The organism is Rhodobacter sp. 4.3.4, assembly GCF_058724655.1.
The window spans coordinates 1-16009 of the sequence record NZ_JBZXDU010000004.1; the positions used below are offsets into that span (position 1 = coordinate 1).

At 62.5% G+C, this 16009-nt stretch carries 19 protein-coding genes; 12 read left to right on the forward strand and 7 right to left on the reverse strand.

Annotated features, from left to right (window positions below):
- The 4 genes from AC4PTB_RS18720 (at position 1) to AC4PTB_RS18735 (ending at position 5354) form a co-directional block, all read left to right on the forward strand.
- On the forward strand, positions 1-1062 hold the full coding sequence (locus AC4PTB_RS18720; protein ID WP_492192829.1) for a RepB family plasmid replication initiator protein: 1062 nt from the start codon (positions 1-3) through the stop codon (positions 1060-1062).
- 193 nt (positions 1063-1255) lie between these two features.
- The gene (locus tag AC4PTB_RS18725; protein WP_492192830.1) at positions 1256-2455 is read left to right on the forward strand and encodes a DUF932 domain-containing protein; all 1200 of its coding nucleotides are present in this window, start codon (positions 1256-1258) and stop codon (positions 2453-2455) included.
- Between the two features lie 141 nt (positions 2456-2596).
- On the forward strand, positions 2597-3100 hold the full coding sequence (locus AC4PTB_RS18730; RefSeq protein ID WP_492192831.1) for a JAB domain-containing protein: 504 nt from the start codon (positions 2597-2599) through the stop codon (positions 3098-3100).
- A 112-nt stretch (positions 3101-3212) separates the two neighbouring features.
- Complete coding sequence (locus AC4PTB_RS18735; RefSeq protein WP_492192832.1) at positions 3213-5354, forward strand: ParB/RepB/Spo0J family partition protein; 2142 nt, start codon at positions 3213-3215, stop codon at positions 5352-5354.
- A 76-nt stretch (positions 5355-5430) separates the two neighbouring features.
- On the opposite strand, the gene AC4PTB_RS18740 is transcribed toward AC4PTB_RS18735, so the two are convergent.
- Positions 5431-5676, reverse strand: a complete 246-nt coding sequence (locus AC4PTB_RS18740; protein WP_492192833.1) for a hypothetical protein — start codon at positions 5674-5676, stop codon at positions 5431-5433.
- 739 nt (positions 5677-6415) lie between these two features.
- Between AC4PTB_RS18740 and AC4PTB_RS18745 the strand changes: the two genes are divergently transcribed.
- Positions 6416-6739 carry a DUF736 domain-containing protein gene (locus AC4PTB_RS18745; protein ID WP_492192834.1) on the forward strand — a complete coding sequence of 108 codons (324 nt, stop codon included), beginning with the start codon at positions 6416-6418 and terminating at the stop codon, positions 6737-6739.
- A gap of 90 nt (positions 6740-6829) precedes the next feature.
- Here the strand turns inward: AC4PTB_RS18745 and AC4PTB_RS18750 are convergent, their stop codons facing one another.
- The gene (locus AC4PTB_RS18750; RefSeq protein ID WP_492192835.1) at positions 6830-8140 is read right to left on the reverse strand and encodes a type II toxin-antitoxin system HipA family toxin; all 1311 of its coding nucleotides are present in this window, start codon (positions 8138-8140) and stop codon (positions 6830-6832) included.
- Positions 8130-8462: a helix-turn-helix transcriptional regulator gene (locus tag AC4PTB_RS18755; protein ID WP_492192836.1), complete on the reverse strand. Its 333-nt coding sequence runs from the start codon at positions 8460-8462 to the stop codon at positions 8130-8132. The genes AC4PTB_RS18750 and AC4PTB_RS18755 overlap by 11 nt, the downstream gene beginning before the upstream one ends.
- Before the next feature lie 785 nt (positions 8463-9247).
- Between AC4PTB_RS18755 and AC4PTB_RS18760 the strand changes: the two genes are divergently transcribed.
- From AC4PTB_RS18760 to AC4PTB_RS18785, 6 genes are all read left to right on the forward strand, one after another.
- Entirely contained in the window at positions 9248-9412 is a 165-nt protein-coding gene (locus AC4PTB_RS18760; protein ID WP_492192837.1) for a hypothetical protein, read from the forward strand.
- Between the two features lie 157 nt (positions 9413-9569).
- Positions 9570-10064 carry a DUF6878 family protein gene (locus tag AC4PTB_RS18765; protein WP_492192838.1) on the forward strand — a complete coding sequence of 165 codons (495 nt, stop codon included), beginning with the start codon at positions 9570-9572 and terminating at the stop codon, positions 10062-10064.
- Between the two features lie 10 nt (positions 10065-10074).
- Positions 10075-10452, forward strand: a complete 378-nt coding sequence (locus AC4PTB_RS18770) for a DUF6915 family protein (RefSeq protein ID WP_492192839.1) — start codon at positions 10075-10077, stop codon at positions 10450-10452.
- Between the two features lies 1 nt (position 10453).
- Positions 10454-10660, forward strand: coding sequence for a hypothetical protein (locus AC4PTB_RS18775; RefSeq protein WP_492192840.1), 207 nt, complete (start codon positions 10454-10456; stop codon positions 10658-10660).
- Positions 10661-10731: 71 nt separating this feature from the next.
- On the forward strand, positions 10732-11169 hold the full coding sequence (locus AC4PTB_RS18780; protein WP_492192841.1) for a hypothetical protein: 438 nt from the start codon (positions 10732-10734) through the stop codon (positions 11167-11169).
- Complete coding sequence (locus tag AC4PTB_RS18785) at positions 11166-12044, forward strand: DUF7007 domain-containing protein (RefSeq protein WP_492192842.1); 879 nt, start codon at positions 11166-11168, stop codon at positions 12042-12044. Before AC4PTB_RS18780 ends, AC4PTB_RS18785 begins: the two co-directional genes overlap by 4 nt.
- Positions 12045-12065: 21 nt before the next feature.
- Here AC4PTB_RS18785 and AC4PTB_RS18790 read toward each other — a convergent pair whose 3' ends face one another.
- Entirely contained in the window at positions 12066-12701 is a 636-nt protein-coding gene (locus tag AC4PTB_RS18790) for a hypothetical protein (RefSeq protein ID WP_492192843.1), read from the reverse strand.
- A gap of 156 nt (positions 12702-12857) precedes the next feature.
- Here AC4PTB_RS18790 and AC4PTB_RS18795 point away from each other — a divergent pair, with 156 nt between their 5' ends.
- Entirely contained in the window at positions 12858-13280 is a 423-nt protein-coding gene (locus tag AC4PTB_RS18795) for an antirestriction protein (protein ID WP_492192844.1), read from the forward strand.
- Between the two features lie 59 nt (positions 13281-13339).
- Here AC4PTB_RS18795 and AC4PTB_RS18800 read toward each other — a convergent pair.
- The 3 genes from AC4PTB_RS18800 to AC4PTB_RS18810 form a co-directional block, all read right to left on the reverse strand.
- Positions 13340-14487, reverse strand: a protein-coding gene (locus AC4PTB_RS18800; protein ID WP_492192845.1) for an IS3 family transposase whose coding sequence is annotated in 2 segments (ribosomal slippage) — positions 13340-14232 and positions 14232-14487 — 1149 coding nt in all. Because the reading frame shifts where the segments join, the coding sequence is not laid out codon by codon here.
- 171 nt (positions 14488-14658) lie between these two features.
- Complete coding sequence (locus AC4PTB_RS18805) at positions 14659-15585, reverse strand: ImmA/IrrE family metallo-endopeptidase (protein WP_492192846.1); 927 nt, start codon at positions 15583-15585, stop codon at positions 14659-14661.
- A gap of 2 nt (positions 15586-15587) precedes the next feature.
- Positions 15588-15968 (reverse strand): helix-turn-helix domain-containing protein, encoded by a 381-nt coding sequence (locus AC4PTB_RS18810; RefSeq protein ID WP_492192847.1) that lies wholly within the window; start codon positions 15966-15968, stop codon positions 15588-15590.
- Positions 15969-16009: the final 41 nt, after the last annotated feature.

The window sequence follows — 16009 nt, forward strand, 5'->3', positions numbered from 1 at the left end:
ATGGCTGAAAAACCCTATCGCACCCTCGATGCTCGGCCAAGCGCCGATAGCCTGATCAAGCCTGGTGAACTGGTTGACTTGATCGAGGTTACTCCACTCAGCCTTAACGACCGACGGATCTACAATCAGCTCCTCGAAAACGCCTGGGATGCAATCGATAAGCCCGTCAGTCACGTCATCTCGAAGGCGGCACTCCGTGGCAAACACAATTCCAACGATCGAGTGGGCGAGAGCCTTGAGCGACTGATGTCTGCTGTGGTGAAGGTTTCCGTCAACTGGGACGGTGGACCAGCCATTGAGCGTGTTCAGCTGCTGGGCGGCAACATTGAGGCGCTTCGTTCAGACGGGTTGATCGAGTACGAAATTCCCGCGCGTCTTCGAAAGATCATTGGGAACTCTACGGTCTTCGCTCGACTGCAACGCGAAGTGATGTTTGCCCTTTCGTCCAAGTATGCTTTGACTCTCTACGAGATGGTACAGAAGCGCGGGAACCTCCGCTGGCGGTCTTCCGAGCGTTTCTCACTGGAAGCTCTGCGGGGCATTTTGGGCGTTCCCAAAGGCAAGCTCACATCATGGTCAAATCTCAAACTCCGTGCCCTCGACCCTGCCGTCGCTGAGGTGAACGACCTTTCAGATTTCATGGTTGCCGTTGAACCCATCAAGTCTGGCCGTAGCGTTACGCATGTTGAACTCAAATGGTGGCGGAAGGACGAGGATGCGACAGGTGCCGCGGGCAGGGCGCTTCAATTCTCGAAAGTCGGACGGCGTGTGAAGGCGGCCGGAACGGACGAGCAAATTGTGCCGCCGGAGCCCAATGTGGTTTCAGACGAAACTAGGCCCAAGGCGCCGGAGCTTAAGCCGCGGCCTGCGTGGTTGCAGTCTCGCGGAACACCGCTCCGGACTGAGACCTATGAGACTGCCCGTCTGCGGCATGCCGGATATGATATCTATTTTGTGGAGGGCGAATGGCGGTCATGGGCAGCCGGGAAGCCTCCGGCGGATGACCCAGACAGGGCATTTCTTGCGTTCTTCAGAAAGTACGCGGAGGCGAATCCGATTTAGAGTTGCCAACTGGCAATTTTCTACAAAATATAATATAAACAAGTTGTTAAGAAGAACTTCCAAGAGGAAGATCACTTGGTTCGGCTAATCGTTGGTCCCGGTGGCTGAGCTAAGAGTTCGAGTTTGGCTGAGTTTCCAGTGACAGGCCAAGGCCGGGAGAGAGGCTCCCGGCGGCCGTCACGGAGTGATTGTCATGAACAACGTGGATATTCTGGACCCCGTCCGGCCGGTTCGGGCTGGTGGCTGGAAAGTGGATGTCTCTCATGGGGAGCGGAACGGGCGGGTGTCGTCCGAATGGTTCAACCGGCCCGACGACGAGCGGTATCTCTCGCTCGACGATCTCTGGGCATCGGTGAAGGGCCGATCCGAGCGCAGCCGCAGCCGGGTGGTGCAGACAGCCGACATTCGGGTCGAAGCCTCGCGCGACAGCGCCGAGCGGCTGCACCTGGTCCTGCCGAAAGCGAAGGAGCCCGTCGCGCCGACCCATTGGGCCTTCGGCCAGCTTGCGAGCATCGTGGGCGCTCCGGCCTCCTACTTGCGGCAGCTGCCCGCGCCCCTGGCAGGGATCAATTTGCAGTACGGACTGAGCAATCACCGCGCCGAGCAGGTGAAAACCTTCGAGACCGAAGATGGCCGCACCGAACTGCGCGCGGTGACCGGTCCTGACTATGGCCGGATCCATGACCACGAACTGGTCGAGGCCGTGCAGCGCATCGCTGGCAACGGCACGGGTGACACGCGCTGGAAGGTGCCGGGCGTGCTCGACTGGTCGACCGGCGTCTACAACCCCGATGTCGAGATCAGCCGGGATACGACCACGCTCTATGCTTCAGACAGGGATGTCTTCCTGTTCCTGGTTGATGATCACAACCCGATCGAGGCGGGGCGGCTGGCCGACGGTTCCCCCGATCTCTACTTCCGGGGATTCTATTGCTGGAACTCCGAGGTGGGGGCTAAAACCCTCGGCATGGCGAGCTTCTACCTGCGGGCGGTGTGCCAGAACCGCAACCTCTGGGGCGTCGAAGATTTTCAGGAAATCACCATCCGCCATTCAAAATACGCGGCATCGCGCTTCGCCCATGAGGCGGCACCGGCGCTGACCCGGTTTGCCAATTCCTCGCCGCAGGGGTTTGTGAATGGCATCAAGGCCGCGCGGCAGCAGATCGTGGCGCGGACGGATGAGGAACGGGATGACTTCTTGAAAAGGCGCGGCTTCTCCAAGGCTGAGTCCAGCAAGATCATCGAAAAGGTGCTGATGGAGGAAGGTCGCCCGCCTGAGAGCATCTTCGACTTCGTGCAGGGCATCACGCGGCTTGCCCGCGACAAGACCCAGCAAGACGCGCGTCTCGACATGGAGGGCCGCGCCAAGAAGCTCCTCGATCGAGTCGGCTAAGCATCAGGAGCAGGGCAGGGGGCTCTGACGCCCTCTGCCTCGATCCTCGCTTCTTCCTATTCTTCTATGTCCGGCCACTTCGCCTCGGCAGCCAGATGCTGTCCGGACGATTTCGGCGGGCATCAGTCAGTGAGTTACAACATGACCCGATTTGCCGAACACCCCGCCACTTTCACCCCACGCCGATCTGGCAGGGTTGAACTCACTGCACAGGAGCAGGCGACCGTCTTTGCCGCTCGCGAGATCCTTGCCCGCCACATCAACCGCAACCCGGTGCTGTCCTCTTGGGCTGCGCTGATGGACTATTGCGCGCTCGTGGTCCGCGGCGAGGTCGAGCGGTTCCATGTGCTCTACCTCGACCGCAAGAACCGCCTGATCTCTGATGAGCGTCTTGGCATCGGCACGGTTGACCATGTGCCGGTCTATCCGCGCGAAGTGGTCCGGCGCGCGCTCGACCTGAACGCTTCGGCCCTGATCCTGGTCCACAATCACCCCTCGGGCGATCCTGAGCCGTCCGATGCCGATATTGCCATGACGAAGGAGGTGCAGAAGGCCTGCGCCGCGCTCGGCCTCACCCTGCACGACCACATCATCACCGGCGCGGGCCGGGAAGTCAGCCTGCGTGGCCGGGGGGATCTCGAATGACCGCCCGCCGGTCTGCGGCCCGGGCGGGTCAGAGAGGTAAAGCAGGGCAGGGGGTTTTCGACGGGTTTGGACCGAGAGAGAGGCTCTCGGGACCCGTCGGGAGATCGGTCCGATGACCAATATGCAGAAAATCACCCTCGCGTCTTCGCGGGATATCCCTTTCAACAAGCTGGTGCTGAGCCAGTCCAACGTCCGGCGCGTGAAGGCTGGGGTCTCGGTCGATGAACTGGCCGAGTCCATCGCCCGTCGCGGCCTGATCCAGAGCCTCCATGTCCGCCCGGTCTTGGGCGAGGACGGAGCGGATACCGGCACCTTCGAGGTTCCGGCCGGTGGCCGTCGCTACAGGGCGTTGGAACTGCTGGTGAAGCAGAAGCGGCTCGCCAAGACCGCGCCGGTGCCCTGCATCGTCAGCGCCGCCGATGACTCGGTGTTGATCGACGAGGTCTCGCTGGCCGAGAACATCGAACGCGCCCCGCTGCATCCGCTGGACCAGTTCCGCGCCTTCCAGGCCATGCGCGAGAAGGGCATGACGGAAGAGGCCATCGCGGCGGCATTCTTTGTCGATGCGAAGGTCGTGAAGCAGCGCCTGCGGCTGGTGACCGTCGCCTCGTCGCTCCTGGAGATCTATGCCGAGGACGGCATGACGCTGGAACAGCTGATGGCGTTCACCGTGTCCGGCGATCACGCGCGGCAGGAGCAGGTCTGGGATGCGGTCAAGAACTCCTGGTCCAAGGAACCCTACCAGATCCGCCGCATGCTGACGGAGACTGCTGTGCGGGCGTCGGACAAGCGCGCCCGTTTCCTGGGGCTCGAGGCCTATGAGGCGGCAGGCGGCTTCGTCTTGCGCGATCTCTTCCAACAGGACGACGGCGGCTGGCTGCAGGACCCGGTGCTGCTCGAACGTATGGTGGGCGAGAAGCTGAAGACGGAGGCCGAGGCCATCGCCAGCGAGGGTTGGAAATGGATCGAGGTAGCCGTGGGCTTCCCCTACGGCCACACGATGGGCTTGCGCGAACTTCTGGGCGCCACCATCGACCTGACGGACGAAGAGCGGGCGACCCGCGAGGCGCTGCGCGACGAATACGACCGGCTCGAAGCCGAGTATGGTGAAGCCGATGGGCTGCCCGAGGAGGTCGATCAGCGCTTGGGCGAGATCGAGCGCGCCCTGGGCGCCTTCGACAGCCGCCCGATGGCCTTCGATCCCGATCAGGTCGGCAGGGCAGGGGCCTTTGTCAGCATCGACAGTGATGGCAGCCTGCTCATCGAACGTGGCTTCGTGCTGCCCGAGGACGAGGTGCTGGCGGTGGCAGAAGACAAGAGCGACGAAGCCTCCTCTCGTCACGGAGACGATCCCGAAGCTGGGCACGCAGCGACCAGCCCGGGCACCCAGATCACCATCGCCGGCGAAACCCGCCCGAGTGATGACGACGAGGATGAAGGCGAGGGGATCAAGCCTTTGCCCGAGCGGCTGGTCATCGAACTGACCGCCCATCGCACCCTCGCCCTGCGTGATGCGGTAGCCAACAACCCGCGCATCGCGATGACGGCGCTCCTGCACAAGCTGACGCTGGACTGCTTCGTAAACCGCAACTCCGGGGCTGCCGTCGAGGCCTCTGTACGAGAAATCCACCTGCCGGTGCAGGCCGCCGACCTGGCCGACAGCTACCCGGCCCAGAACATCGATGCACGTCACGCCGGCTGGCGCTCGGACATGCCCTTGGGGCAGGGCGACGACGTGCTCTGGGACTGGTTGCACGGGTTGGACGAAGCCAGCCGCCAGGCACTTCTCGCCCATTGCCTCAGCTTCGGGGTGACCGCGCTCTATGAGCGTCCGAATCCCTACAGCGGCATGGGGATCAGCCAGCACGGACTCGACCGTCGCCTGCGCGAGGCGGATCGTCTGGCCCGCACCACCCGTCTCGACATGGTCGAAGCAGGCTGGAAGCCGACCGTCGCCAACTACCTCGGACGCGTCACCAAGAGCCGCATCCTCGCAGCCGTCCGCGAAGGTGTGGGCGAGGGTGCCGCGCAACTGATCGACCATCTGAAGAAGGGCGACATGGCGCGCGAGGCCGAACGGCTGCTCGACGGTTCCGGTTGGCTGCCCGAGCCCCTTCGGATGGAGGATCTCGAAGCCGCGGTCGAAGATGCCTCGGACGGCGTCAGCGATGAATTGCCCGCGTTCCTGACGGCGGACGACGACCCGCAGGCTGAGGAGGAAGACGAACAGCAGCACCTGATCGCTGCGGAATGACCCAAGACGGGGTGGCTTCGGTCACCCCGTTTTTTTATGCGGATGCGAGATGGGTAAAATAATTTGACCTATTTGCTCAGTCCCGCAACCTTGGACGCACAAATGCGGCGACCCTCTGCATTTGACGTTCCAGCTTTTCGCCGCGCATGCCGACCCCGTCGAGATACTGCCGGAACGCCCGCTCGGCTTCGGGCCAGGCAATTCCTTCGGAGCGCATGGCATCCATCGTTTCAAGGGCCCGAGTTTTATCATTTGGATGCAGAGCATAGGGTGCGTCCCAGCCCGCGAAGCCGCCAGCTATTGTTGAAGCCCAGGTTTTCATAGGATTTTCCTCTTAGCATGATTGAGCCCATTTTAGCCGGCCCTGCTGATTGAAAACACCCGCAAGGGTATGCGGGTAATCGGCCTTTAATGATGGGGCGCCGGATTTCGACCCCTCGTCCATTGCTTTCGCCAAGCCTTTGCAGAGCGATCAGGGGCGCGGCGAAGGGGCAGGGGGCCAGGGAAGATACTCGCCGTCAGATCGTCATCGGGTAGAGCAAAGTGGTCCCGGTGCAGCATCTTGGATCGACCAGCGATTGGCCCAAGCGCGGCCATGTTCGAGTTTCGTCCGTGGCACTGCCAGCACGCTGGCAGATCTTGACCCAATGGAGGAGCGGTGTGTGCCGCGAGGCGGCAGGGCAGGGGGATGCGCATGCTGGCCTGATGCCAGCCGAGGGGTTTCAAACCGCCGGCAGTGCCAGTCCTGTCCCCCCTGACGGGCCTTCAGGGTCGCCTAGATCTTCTCTCCCCGTCTGTTCCAGCCCGCGTCCAAACGACCTCTGGTGATGGGCTGATCTGCCCGAAGGACGTCTTCGCCTCGACCGCTTTGGCGCAACAGCGTCGTCACAACTTTCTTCCCCTGACGGTGCAGGCACCGTCATTCCTCGCGGGACAAGAAAGTTCCTCCTGTGCTGTCCAGCCCCCGCAAGGGGGGTGCGCCATCGGTCGCCTCCGGGCCGTCGATCGCCATCGAGGCCGCAAGGACGCGGGCCCGAAACAGAGCAAAACGGAGAAAGATCATGGCGACCATCGGCACCTTCAAGAAGACCGGCACCGAATACACCGGCGAAATCTTCACCCTCAGCCTGCAGGCCAAGGGCGTGCGCCTGGTCCCCGACCTGCGGGCCTCGGGCGAGAACGCTCCGTCGCACCGGGTCCTGGTCGGCCGCGCCGAGATCGGCGCCGCCTGGACGAAGAAATCGAACGAGGGCCGCGAATACCTGGGTCTGAAGCTGGACGATCCGAGCTTTGCGGCCCCGATCTACGCCAACCTCTTCGATGACGAAGACGGCGAGGGCTCGACCCTCATCTGGTCCCGCCCGAACAGCCGCCGCGGCGACTGATCGCCAAAGCAAAGGCCCCGGTCGAAAGACCGGGGCCGATGGTCTGCCGCCCCGAGCGGACGCGGCCTCTTGAATGCGCAAGCTTTGCGCTTAGGCAAGGATTCTTGCCTGAGCGGCCTCGAACGTCTCGCGCAATGCGGCGGCTTCCTTGCCGAGGCCTTGAGCGCAATAGGTGTTCAGGAACTGACGCCCCGCAAAAAGGCTGCGGTCTGTCCTGCTCAGCTTCGCCTCGTCACAGAATTGATCCCACTGGCTCGCGATCGTCGTGATTTGCTGCAGCATGATCTTTGTCGCTGTGTTCTCGTCCAGTAGGAAAGCTGGCGCCGCAGCCAGGCAACTTGCCAGCGTGCTGTTTCGGTTGTCCCCCGTGATCAGCATTGCCTGAGTGGCCTCGGATCCCGTTCGACCTTGCGGGCAAATGTCATAGGCAGGGGTCAGCGACAGCATCTTGCCGTCCCAGTATGCGGCGTGGTTGCGCGCGTGGTCATCGGTGTTGCCACAAAGGATGTTGAAGCATATCCGCGCGAAAAGTTCTCGCAGGGTTTCCTTCGGATCGGTGAACCTGTGCCGGATGATTTCGGCAAGATCGGCGTAAGACGCATAGCGCGCCATCATCTCGTCAAGGCCGAGGATTGTCAGGGCAGAAACCATCGCCCGCCGGTGCCAGCCGTTCGCGGCCTTTACGCGGTCAAAACGCTCGATCAGCAAAACGTCCTTGCCTGCTGCGGGGATCAAAGTGACGGGTGCTACATTCAGGCCTGAAGCTGAAGCCAGTTTCATGGCAATGAACTCTGCCTTCACCACGCTATAGATATCGGCGCTTGCCGAAAACTTTGCGATCAGTTTGCGATCGCCGTCATCGATCAATGCCTTAGGGCGGGCTCCGCCGATCGACGTACCGTGGTTGAGTGCGAGATCGAGAGCGGGGGTCAGTGGAACTCCCTTCTCGATCATGGCCGCGGCCTCGATAAGCTCGTCGAAAGGCGCGTTTGCCTTAAGGCGCGGCACATAGTTTGTCGCGGACTCCTGAAAATCCAGCGCACCGATGCGGTCCGAACCCGACTCAAGCAGGAAGGTGAGTTCCGAGAAGTCGGCGGCTTCTGCAGCTTTTGCTCCGGTTAGCCGGTTAATGATGACACGACGTCCCCAGGCGTCCGGGGATCCGTCGCGAATGCTGCTGGCCATCGACAACCCAGCGGGCGGTTCAATCAGTCCCCGGTCAAGCGGAAGTTCGGGCTCGTAGATCGGGATCGCATCGTTGCGGGCCAGGTAGCTGGCACCATAGTTGAAGACAAAACGGTCCTGAACTTGGGCAAGCCGGCCCGCGACGACTGGATCGGCCTTGCCCGGCAGCCATATCCAGACAAAGGCCCCTTTGATTTGCGCGGAGTCAGAAGTCATCATCTATCTCCGTGTTCGGGGCGCGCGCGACCCTCGGCAGCAACGTCAGCTTTTCATCGAGGCGTGCCGTATGCAGCACAAGAGAAGATGGATCGAGGTCAAAAAGCCGGATTCCGAGAAGTGCTGCGACTTCGAAGGCTGCGCCAATTTCAGTTCCTGCGCTGCCGTTTTCTATGTTGCGCAGGGTCGTGCGGCTAATGCCTGCCCGTTCAGCAACCTCCTCTGATGTCTGCCTGCGGTCCAGCCGCGTCGCCTTGATCAGCTTGCCGAAGAGGGACAGAGCTTCTGTCGTAACCCTGGAGTAGCTTCTAATTCGCTTCATCTTGGAGAGCCTCTTTGGGCAGTTTAACCAGCGCGAGGGCGCCTTATGGGTATTTAACTGTTCATTCTACTCTTCCTGGAACTCCCGTCAAGTCTTGGTCAGTTTAATGCCCATATGGGTTGATCATGGCTGTTTACGTTCGCATAGCGGTACAAATTCAGCCGTGTCTCCATATTTACTGCGCAGTAAAGTTACATCGATGGCCTTGGCAAAGAGGTGTCCTCCACCTGCCGAAGCCTCTGAGATCAAGAGAAAAGACCATGGCACATCCCGGCAGGGCCGGGACCGGGCTCTGGTCGTGCCGACGGGAGCCTGCCAGGCAGTCTCCCCCCATTCGGGCAACGATCCCTTGCGCGACGGCCAGTCTGGCCGGAAAGAGGAAGGTGCCGAAGGGTTCGGCGCTTCGACCTGATGCCAGCGATTTCCAGGGGGACAGGCAGGCCCGCCCATATTCATCAGTTGCAGCGTTCCGCTTTCCCTTTCCGGCCTGAACCTCGCTGATCTTCGGATCCCGCGTGGCGGCAAGGCTGGCAAGCGGTGGGCACCCTCGGACGCGGCAGGGGCTCCTCGCAGGGTCAAAGCCCCATCCCCCGCTTCCATTCGCTGTCCTTGGTCTGATCCGTCTCTTTGACACTCAACCCCAGAGGGGTCGGCTACGCGAGCGTGCCGCCCTCGCGGATTTGGACGAGCCAAACGCACGAGGGTGATTGCAGATCCGGTCAGACACTTCGGGCGCCTGTCGCGCGGGGGATGGTCCTCCGCCCCCAAAGACAGGAGCCGACCCCATGTCCAAGAAGGATGCCACCGCTTACGCCGCCAGCCTCGCCGCCACGCTGATGGTCGCGATCGTCGTGTTTCAGGCCGGGGACGGCACCCACGGGGCGATGCCGTCCGATGAATACGACGGTGATGCCCGCTTCATCACCCTGGAAATCGATCCCTGGCAATGAGGCGCGAAAGCGCCTCATCCCTTCCGGGGGAACGGCGCCGAACCGAAGGGTTCGGCAAGGGAGAGGTCGAGAAGGGAGCGGGCAGAGGGAGCCCGCCGGGGAAAGAGAGAGCGGCGGCGGGCTCGTCCCCCATCCGCCCTCTCCCGGAGAACACGACATGACCATCCATCTTCCCGGCCGCGCTGCGGCCCCGGCCGAGATCGCGCCCGACCTGGCGCGGATCCTGACCGAACAGGCCGAGCGTGACGCCGCTGAAGTGGCGCTGCACGCCAGGAACAAGGAGGCGCTCTTCGACGGGCTGCGCCTCTTCGGCATCGCCCACGTCCTCGTCAGCTTTGACGGGTCGGGTGACAGCGGCCAGATCGAAAGCATCGACGCCCGCGATGATGCCGACCAAAGCGTCACCCTGCCTGCCGCCCAGATCACCTTTGCCGGGATCGACTGGCAGATCGGCGCGCCCACCGAACGCCGCCTGACCCTCGAAGGCGCCGTCGAAGAACTGGTCTATGACCTCCTCTCGTCCACCCATTCTGGCTGGCAGGACAACGATGGCGCCTATGGCGAGTTCTGCATCGATGCCCGCGCCCGGACCATCCACCTCGAGTTCAACGAACGGTTCACGTCGTCCGAACTCTACACCCATGATTTCTGAGGGGGCTGCGATGGCACATCCGTATCATCACGCCCTCTCCTCGATGAAGAAATGGGGCGGCTCGGTCGAGGACTATCTGGCCCTTCACGAGTTCTTCGATGCATCGAAACTCATCTTCGCGGACTTTCGGCACAGGGCGCTGCGCCATCATGCTGAAGGAATTTTCCTGCTGGAGCAGATCCACGGCAAGACCCTGACCCTCTCCACCGGCCGAGTGATCCCGACCCGTTGGGTCGGCGAGCAGCATGTGAAGGAAGACCTCGGTTTCATCCCGAGCTTTGCAGACTGGGCGCGGTCGATCCGGGCCGAGCCTTGGATGGGCCGGACCCAGAAGATCGAGGCCGAGGTCGATCCGCATCTGGCCCTCCCCGTGCGGGAGATCAGCTGAAATGAACCGGGCCTATCTGAACCTCGGCCTGCCGCCGGATGTGTCGGAGCTGACGGTGCTGCGCACCGCAATTCGGCGACTGCACCCCGACACGCTCGCGGTCCGCAGCTGGCGCGCGGCGAGGAAGCGCTACTACCGCGAGCTTTTGCAGGCCCATGCCGCAGCACGGTTCGCCGCTGAAAACCTTCAGCCCGCTGGAGCGGGCTGATCGCTTCCCTTCCTCAACTCTGTTCCCGGGCCAATTGCGCCCAGGTCATCCCCTCCTGAAAGGAGCCCATCGTGGCTGACTATTTCACACACTTCTCCTGCGTTCTGGACGCGGGCACGCCCGAGAAAGCTGTCCAGGCACTCGACCTTCACACCCGCCTCTGCGCGGCCGACGAGGCTTCCGACGATCCGAACTATTCCGGCTTCGCCCTCGCGCTGCAGGATGGTCCCGGCACTTCAGTTCTCTGGTTTCACGATGACGGGCAGGGCGATGTCGAAGCGGTCATAGCCTTCGTGCTGCGCCTTGCCGCCGAGATCGACCTGACCGGATTATGGGGTTTCGAATTCGCTCTGACCTGTTCCCGTCCGAGATTGGAGGCCTTTGGGGGCGGTGCCCATGTCATCGACCTCGGCGCGCGCAAAAGCATCGGCTGGATCAGCACCCATGAATGGCTGACCGCTGCCCTGAATGGCGAAGACATCGACGCGGTGGAAGCGCTGGTCCAATGAGAACTGCTGTCACACCCCGCGCCACCGCTTCCTCTCCCATCCCGGAATTCGGCCAGAGCGCCGATGGCCTGACGGTCGCTCGCATCGGCGATTCCGCTTATGCCATGATCCCAAAGCGGGAGAGTGGGTATTTCCTCGGCAGCGGCTGGCGACTGACCAAGCCCCTTGCCGAGTGGAAGCGCTCCGACTTCTACGGCCATGGCGGGGACATCGCCGATGAGACGGCGTTCCGTGCCTTCGTCAAAGAACAAGCCGAGCATCAGACCGAGAAGGCCGCGCTCGGTAGACAGGAATTTCGTGCCCATGCCAGTACGCCCTGGGGCCCGTCGCAGGGCGCGGTCCGCTACGGCGAGGGCGTGGTGTTCCACTCGACCTCTGGTCATGGTGGGTTCCACCTGTCTGCGAAGCGCAATGCGAACGTGCATCCGCTGCTGCGGGGCGCGGGCGGTTGGTACGAGGAAGATGCTGCCTGGGCTGCGGTCGCCACGGCTTGGCCCGATCTCTTCACGGGCCTCGAACAACGGCAGGCCGAAGAAACATTGCGCCACAGTTGGCCCGATGTCTGGGAGTCGATCCACGGTCGGGCGCTACGCCCCGGTGAGTCCCGCGCCCGAGATGCCGAGACCTTCGCCCAGCTCCACGCCGACGACTGGGTCGTGATCTCGGCGATCTATTCGGATCACCATCCCGGTTTCACCGAGGTTGTCGCGACGCGGGGCGGGCGGCGCGACCTGCAGGCCGAGGAGCGCCGCTTTCTGGTCCCGTCTGCGGACTACAAAGTTGGCCCCTTCGGCTTCGTCATCGATGAAGCGCGCCATGCCGTCTATGACGGTCCGTCGAGCTTCATTGGCCGGCGGGGTAGGGCCGGGGGCTGAAGTGTAGTGGGGTGCCCAGTTTCACGGCCGGATACCCGACAGGAGGAAGAGTTGGGTGGGGGAGTTTGTGACGGGTTTCAGGGTGGGAGAGAGGCTCCAACCGCCCGTCGCGGAGTTATCCCGATGAACTTGCCGCTGCCCCAGTCCGCCGTTCGCGCGCCGCGTGACATCTTGGTCCGCGACACCCTTGCCCATTTGCGCCTGGCGGATCGCCTGCCGCTTCGCGTCCGCTGCCTCTGCCTCGCGCATTGGGATGATCCGGCGTTGGATCAGGTGCAGATCGAACGCGAGGTCGAGTTGGGCGCCTTCGGCACCCTCGCGGCCGCCATGGCGCAGGTCGTGTCTTGCGTCACCCCGCGCCACATCGCTGCGGATCGTGACCCGGATCTGCGGCTGGCGCCGCAGTTTGTCACCATCCTCGATGCCGAAGGCTGTCTCGTGCTGGGCGGCACGGTTCAATCTGGCGGGGTTTGCTGGTGCGATCCGGTTCGCTGCGATGCTGAGGCCCGGCAGGTCATCGGCCAAGCCTGCCGACTTCGGGCCGACGCCCGCAACGCTGAAGCCATCGGCGATGCCGCCGGTGCTAAGACGCTGCGCACCCAAGCTCGCGCTCTCGAGGGCCGCCTCGTCGATCCGTTCTGGCGCGATCTCGCGCATGGCGCCGTCGATCGAGCCCTCGCCGCCTGACGGCACCCCACGCCTGCCGCTTCGGCCCGGCCAAAGAGCGAGAGTGGGGCGGGAATTCGGGAGCGTTTGGGCGAGTCAGGAGAGCCGCAAAAGCGTGCATTTCACCCCTGACCTGGAGGATCTTCCATGACCGACGCTGCAACCACCTCAAGCCCCGCGACCCTTGTGCCGGAGGCGCGCCGCGTAGCGTTTCTGCCGGCCCTGTTCAGCCCACCCCTGATGCTGATCGGCGAGAGCGCCGTCTATCAGTTCATGGCCTGGCTCGCCCCCGACGACTACACCGGTGGCCTCTGGCAGTTCCACGAGCAGGACGGCCAGCCGCTTTTCCTCTCGCCTGCGACCGACAAGCGGTTCCGCCTCTTCTGCGAGACCAACGGCTATGTCGGCGAGGTCTCGGCCGAAGCGGCTGGGATCATTGCCACCCTCTTCGCCCTGTCGCACCTCTCCTTTCGACATGAGGCGGATCAGTTGTCCGAGGCCTATCTGCGGCTCTACGCTTTCGCAGGCGACCATCCCGAGGCGGGTGAGATCTTCAAGGCGATCGACTGACGGCCAGGATCGCACAGGCTACCACCATCTGGCCTGCTGCCGGTTTCGTGGACAGCAGGTTAAGCTAGCATAGTGCGGACCTCGAACTCCATGGGGCTGAGGTAGCCCAGCTTCGAATGCCGCCTGCGCGGGTTGTAGAAGCGCTCGATGTAGTCGAAGACGTCGGCGCGTGCCTCGTCTCGGGTGCGGTAGACTTTGCGAGCTGTGCGTTCGGTCTTCAGCGAGGAAAAGAAGCTCTCCATCGCCGAATTATCCCAGACGTTGCCCGCGCGGCTCATTGAGCAGGTGATGCCGTTGTCGGCCAGAAGCCGTTGAAACTGCTCGCTTGTGTATTGCGAGCCCTGGTCCGAGTGATGCAGCAGCGCGTCGGCCTTTCCACGGCGCCAGACGGCCATCATCAGTGCATCCATGACCAGCGACGTATCCCGTTCCGCCTTCATGGACCAGCCGACGGCGCGCCGGGAGAAGAGGTCGAGAACGACCGCGACGTAAAGCCAGCCCTCAGCCGTCCAGATATAGGTGAAATCGGCCAGCCACTTCTGGTTCGGCCGGTCGGCCTGGAAGTCCCGGTCGAGGATGTTGTCGGCGATGACCGACCGTTCTCCGTCGTCCTTCGGCTTTCCACGGCGTTTGGGCCGCGCCCGCAAGGCATTGATCCGCATCAGCCGTTCGATCCGATGAAGCCCGCAGGCCAACCCCTCCTCCAAAACATCGCGCCAGACGCGGCGCGCGCCGTAGGTCCGGTCGCTGGCCTTGAAGCTTGTCTCGATCGCCGTGACGAGCTTGGCGTCATGGATCTCGCGGGTGCTGGTCGGGCGGTTGAGCCAGGCGTGGAAGCCGGATCGCGAGACCTCCAGCACGTCGCACAGCCAGCTGACGGGCCAGATGTGGCGGTGCTTGGCGATGAAGGCGAACCTCATGTCGCCTCGCGCGCGAAAAAAGCTGCGGCCCTCTTGAGGATGTCACGCTCCGCACGCAGACGCGCGACCTCTTTCTTCAGGGCTGCAATCTCGGCCAGATCGGCCCGCATCTGCCCGTTCCCAGGAAACGCCGTGGCCGGTGTCGCGCTTAGTTCCCGCATCCAGCGGCGCAGAACACTCTCCGCCACATCCAAGTCGCGGGCGGCTTGCGCCACCGCCACGCCACGGTCCGTCACCAGCCTTACGGCCTCGATCTTGAACTCACGGCTGAACTTCCGTCTCTTCATATCTATTCTCCAGTTCCTCGGTCACGATCTTATCTTCGTGTCCACGAAACCGGCAGCAGGCCAATCTGACATTTGCACCCTCCGGCGGTTTCGTCGGGGGGTGTTTGCATTTAGCTGCCGATAGGCGGCCGACCGCTCTTTCATTTACAGTTCGATGCTTGCAGACGCAACCTAAGCCGTCGCGAGAAAAATGGGTCGCGGCGCTGCCAGCGTCTTAATCACATGAATAAGAACAAAGACTTGGTGGGTCTGAGTGAAGGACTCCGCGACGCATTCATGGCGTTCACCGTTGCGGTCGAGCAGGACAAGGGACTTTTGGCCGGATGACTTGTAGCCGTTGATCGGTATCAGTGCGCCGATATCGTCATCGGGCGTGTAGAAAGGCTTCCAGTCGTGATTGCCGAAAATTTTTGTGAAGCTATCAGATTGAACTGGGCGCCTTAGGGTGGCGCGGAAGCCATCTCCCTCAACGAATTCCGGCATGTTCAGCACCACGACGGCGCAGGCGCGATGGTTCTTGGATACGTACTGGCGCACACACGCATAAATCGATGCGTCGAACTTCTTCGAGAGTTTGACCGGCGTCCAAATGCTGAACTTTTCGCCTTCGGCCATGTCGCGAAAGCTGTCGAGTTGGAACAGGACTTCGGCAGCGAAGACATTGGCCTCGCGATCAAAAAGCTCAGCCGCATCGGGCTCCAGAGAATTTTCACAGTCCTCGACCAAAGCGTACATCGGACGTTGCCAGGGCATGAAGCCGTGTCCGGACTCGTGCAGCAACACGAAGCGCTTCTTCACGGCCATCATCGTCTGATCCAAGAAGACCAGACCGGCGCTAGCGTGGAACAGACCCATCACCTTGCCCAGGGCACGCTTGAGGGCTCCGCCAGCCTTTTCAGCGCCCGACCGAAGCTTGTCGATGAAGCTAGGGTTAAGGAGGTCTTCTTTGACCTCTTCGACCTTCGCAACTGTCATAATCGCGTCCACGGGCGTTGGGAAGACGCCGAGCGCGCCCGCTTCGCGCAGCGCGCGCTCGGCCTCGGCGCGAACGCGGGCGAGCTGACTTTGGGTTAAGCTACAATCGTCCGGTCGCCGCATGTTCAGCCCTTCTTGGTGCGTAGATATGCGAGGTAGTCCAAGAGGGCGGCTTCCTCATCGGCCGTTAGATTATCAACCGCGAACGTTGCGGCCCGCCCATGCTTGACGTCGGCAGGGCGTTGGGCCGCCGGCACGATGTAACCCGCTCGCTCCATCAGCGTCTCATAAGGGACCGCCAAGGCGGTCGAGAGGGCGTATAAGATGTGTGGAGAGGGTTTCGTAATTTTTCCGCTCTCCAGTTGGCTCAAGTAAGCATTCGAAACCTCCTTGCCGGTAGCTTCCTCAACGTCGCGTTGCGACATCCGAAGATCGGTACGGGCCTTTTTTATGATCTGGCCGAGGTTGGTTGGCCGGACCGTATGATCGGTTTCCCCGTCGGTCATGTGGGCTCCTCCGCGAGCCGGACGCGGAGTCCGGCATATGG

Excerpts from the sequence above, each read along its gene's own strand:
- AC4PTB_RS18735 (WP_492192832.1), top strand. The coding sequence starts at position 3,213 with ATGACCAATATGCAGAAAATCACCCTCGCGTCTTCGCGGGATATCCCT.
- AC4PTB_RS18770 (WP_492192839.1), top strand. The coding sequence starts at position 10,075 with ATGGCACATCCGTATCATCACGCCCTCTCCTCGATGAAGAAATGGGGC.
- AC4PTB_RS18750 (WP_492192835.1), bottom strand. The coding sequence starts at position 8,140 with ATGACTTCTGACTCCGCGCAAATCAAAGGGGCCTTTGTCTGGATATGG.
- AC4PTB_RS18795 (WP_492192844.1), top strand. The coding sequence starts at position 12,858 with ATGACCGACGCTGCAACCACCTCAAGCCCCGCGACCCTTGTGCCGGAG.
- AC4PTB_RS18755 (WP_492192836.1), bottom strand. The coding sequence starts at position 8,462 with ATGAAGCGAATTAGAAGCTACTCCAGGGTTACGACAGAAGCTCTGTCC.
- AC4PTB_RS18760 (WP_492192837.1), top strand. The coding sequence starts at position 9,248 with ATGTCCAAGAAGGATGCCACCGCTTACGCCGCCAGCCTCGCCGCCACG.
- AC4PTB_RS18775 (WP_492192840.1), top strand. The coding sequence starts at position 10,454 with ATGAACCGGGCCTATCTGAACCTCGGCCTGCCGCCGGATGTGTCGGAG.
- AC4PTB_RS18740 (WP_492192833.1), bottom strand. The coding sequence starts at position 5,676 with ATGAAAACCTGGGCTTCAACAATAGCTGGCGGCTTCGCGGGCTGGGAC.
- AC4PTB_RS18725 (WP_492192830.1), top strand. The coding sequence starts at position 1,256 with ATGAACAACGTGGATATTCTGGACCCCGTCCGGCCGGTTCGGGCTGGT.
- AC4PTB_RS18805 (WP_492192846.1), bottom strand. The coding sequence starts at position 15,585 with ATGCGGCGACCGGACGATTGTAGCTTAACCCAAAGTCAGCTCGCCCGC.
- AC4PTB_RS18785 (WP_492192842.1), top strand. The coding sequence starts at position 11,166 with ATGAGAACTGCTGTCACACCCCGCGCCACCGCTTCCTCTCCCATCCCG.
- AC4PTB_RS18745 (WP_492192834.1), top strand. The coding sequence starts at position 6,416 with ATGGCGACCATCGGCACCTTCAAGAAGACCGGCACCGAATACACCGGC.
- AC4PTB_RS18730 (WP_492192831.1), top strand. The coding sequence starts at position 2,597 with ATGACCCGATTTGCCGAACACCCCGCCACTTTCACCCCACGCCGATCT.
- AC4PTB_RS18765 (WP_492192838.1), top strand. The coding sequence starts at position 9,570 with ATGACCATCCATCTTCCCGGCCGCGCTGCGGCCCCGGCCGAGATCGCG.
- AC4PTB_RS18790 (WP_492192843.1), bottom strand. The coding sequence starts at position 12,701 with ATGCGCGAGATCGCGCCAGAACGGATCGACGAGGCGGCCCTCGAGAGC.
- AC4PTB_RS18720 (WP_492192829.1), top strand. The coding sequence starts at position 1 with ATGGCTGAAAAACCCTATCGCACCCTCGATGCTCGGCCAAGCGCCGAT.
- AC4PTB_RS18810 (WP_492192847.1), bottom strand. The coding sequence starts at position 15,968 with ATGACCGACGGGGAAACCGATCATACGGTCCGGCCAACCAACCTCGGC.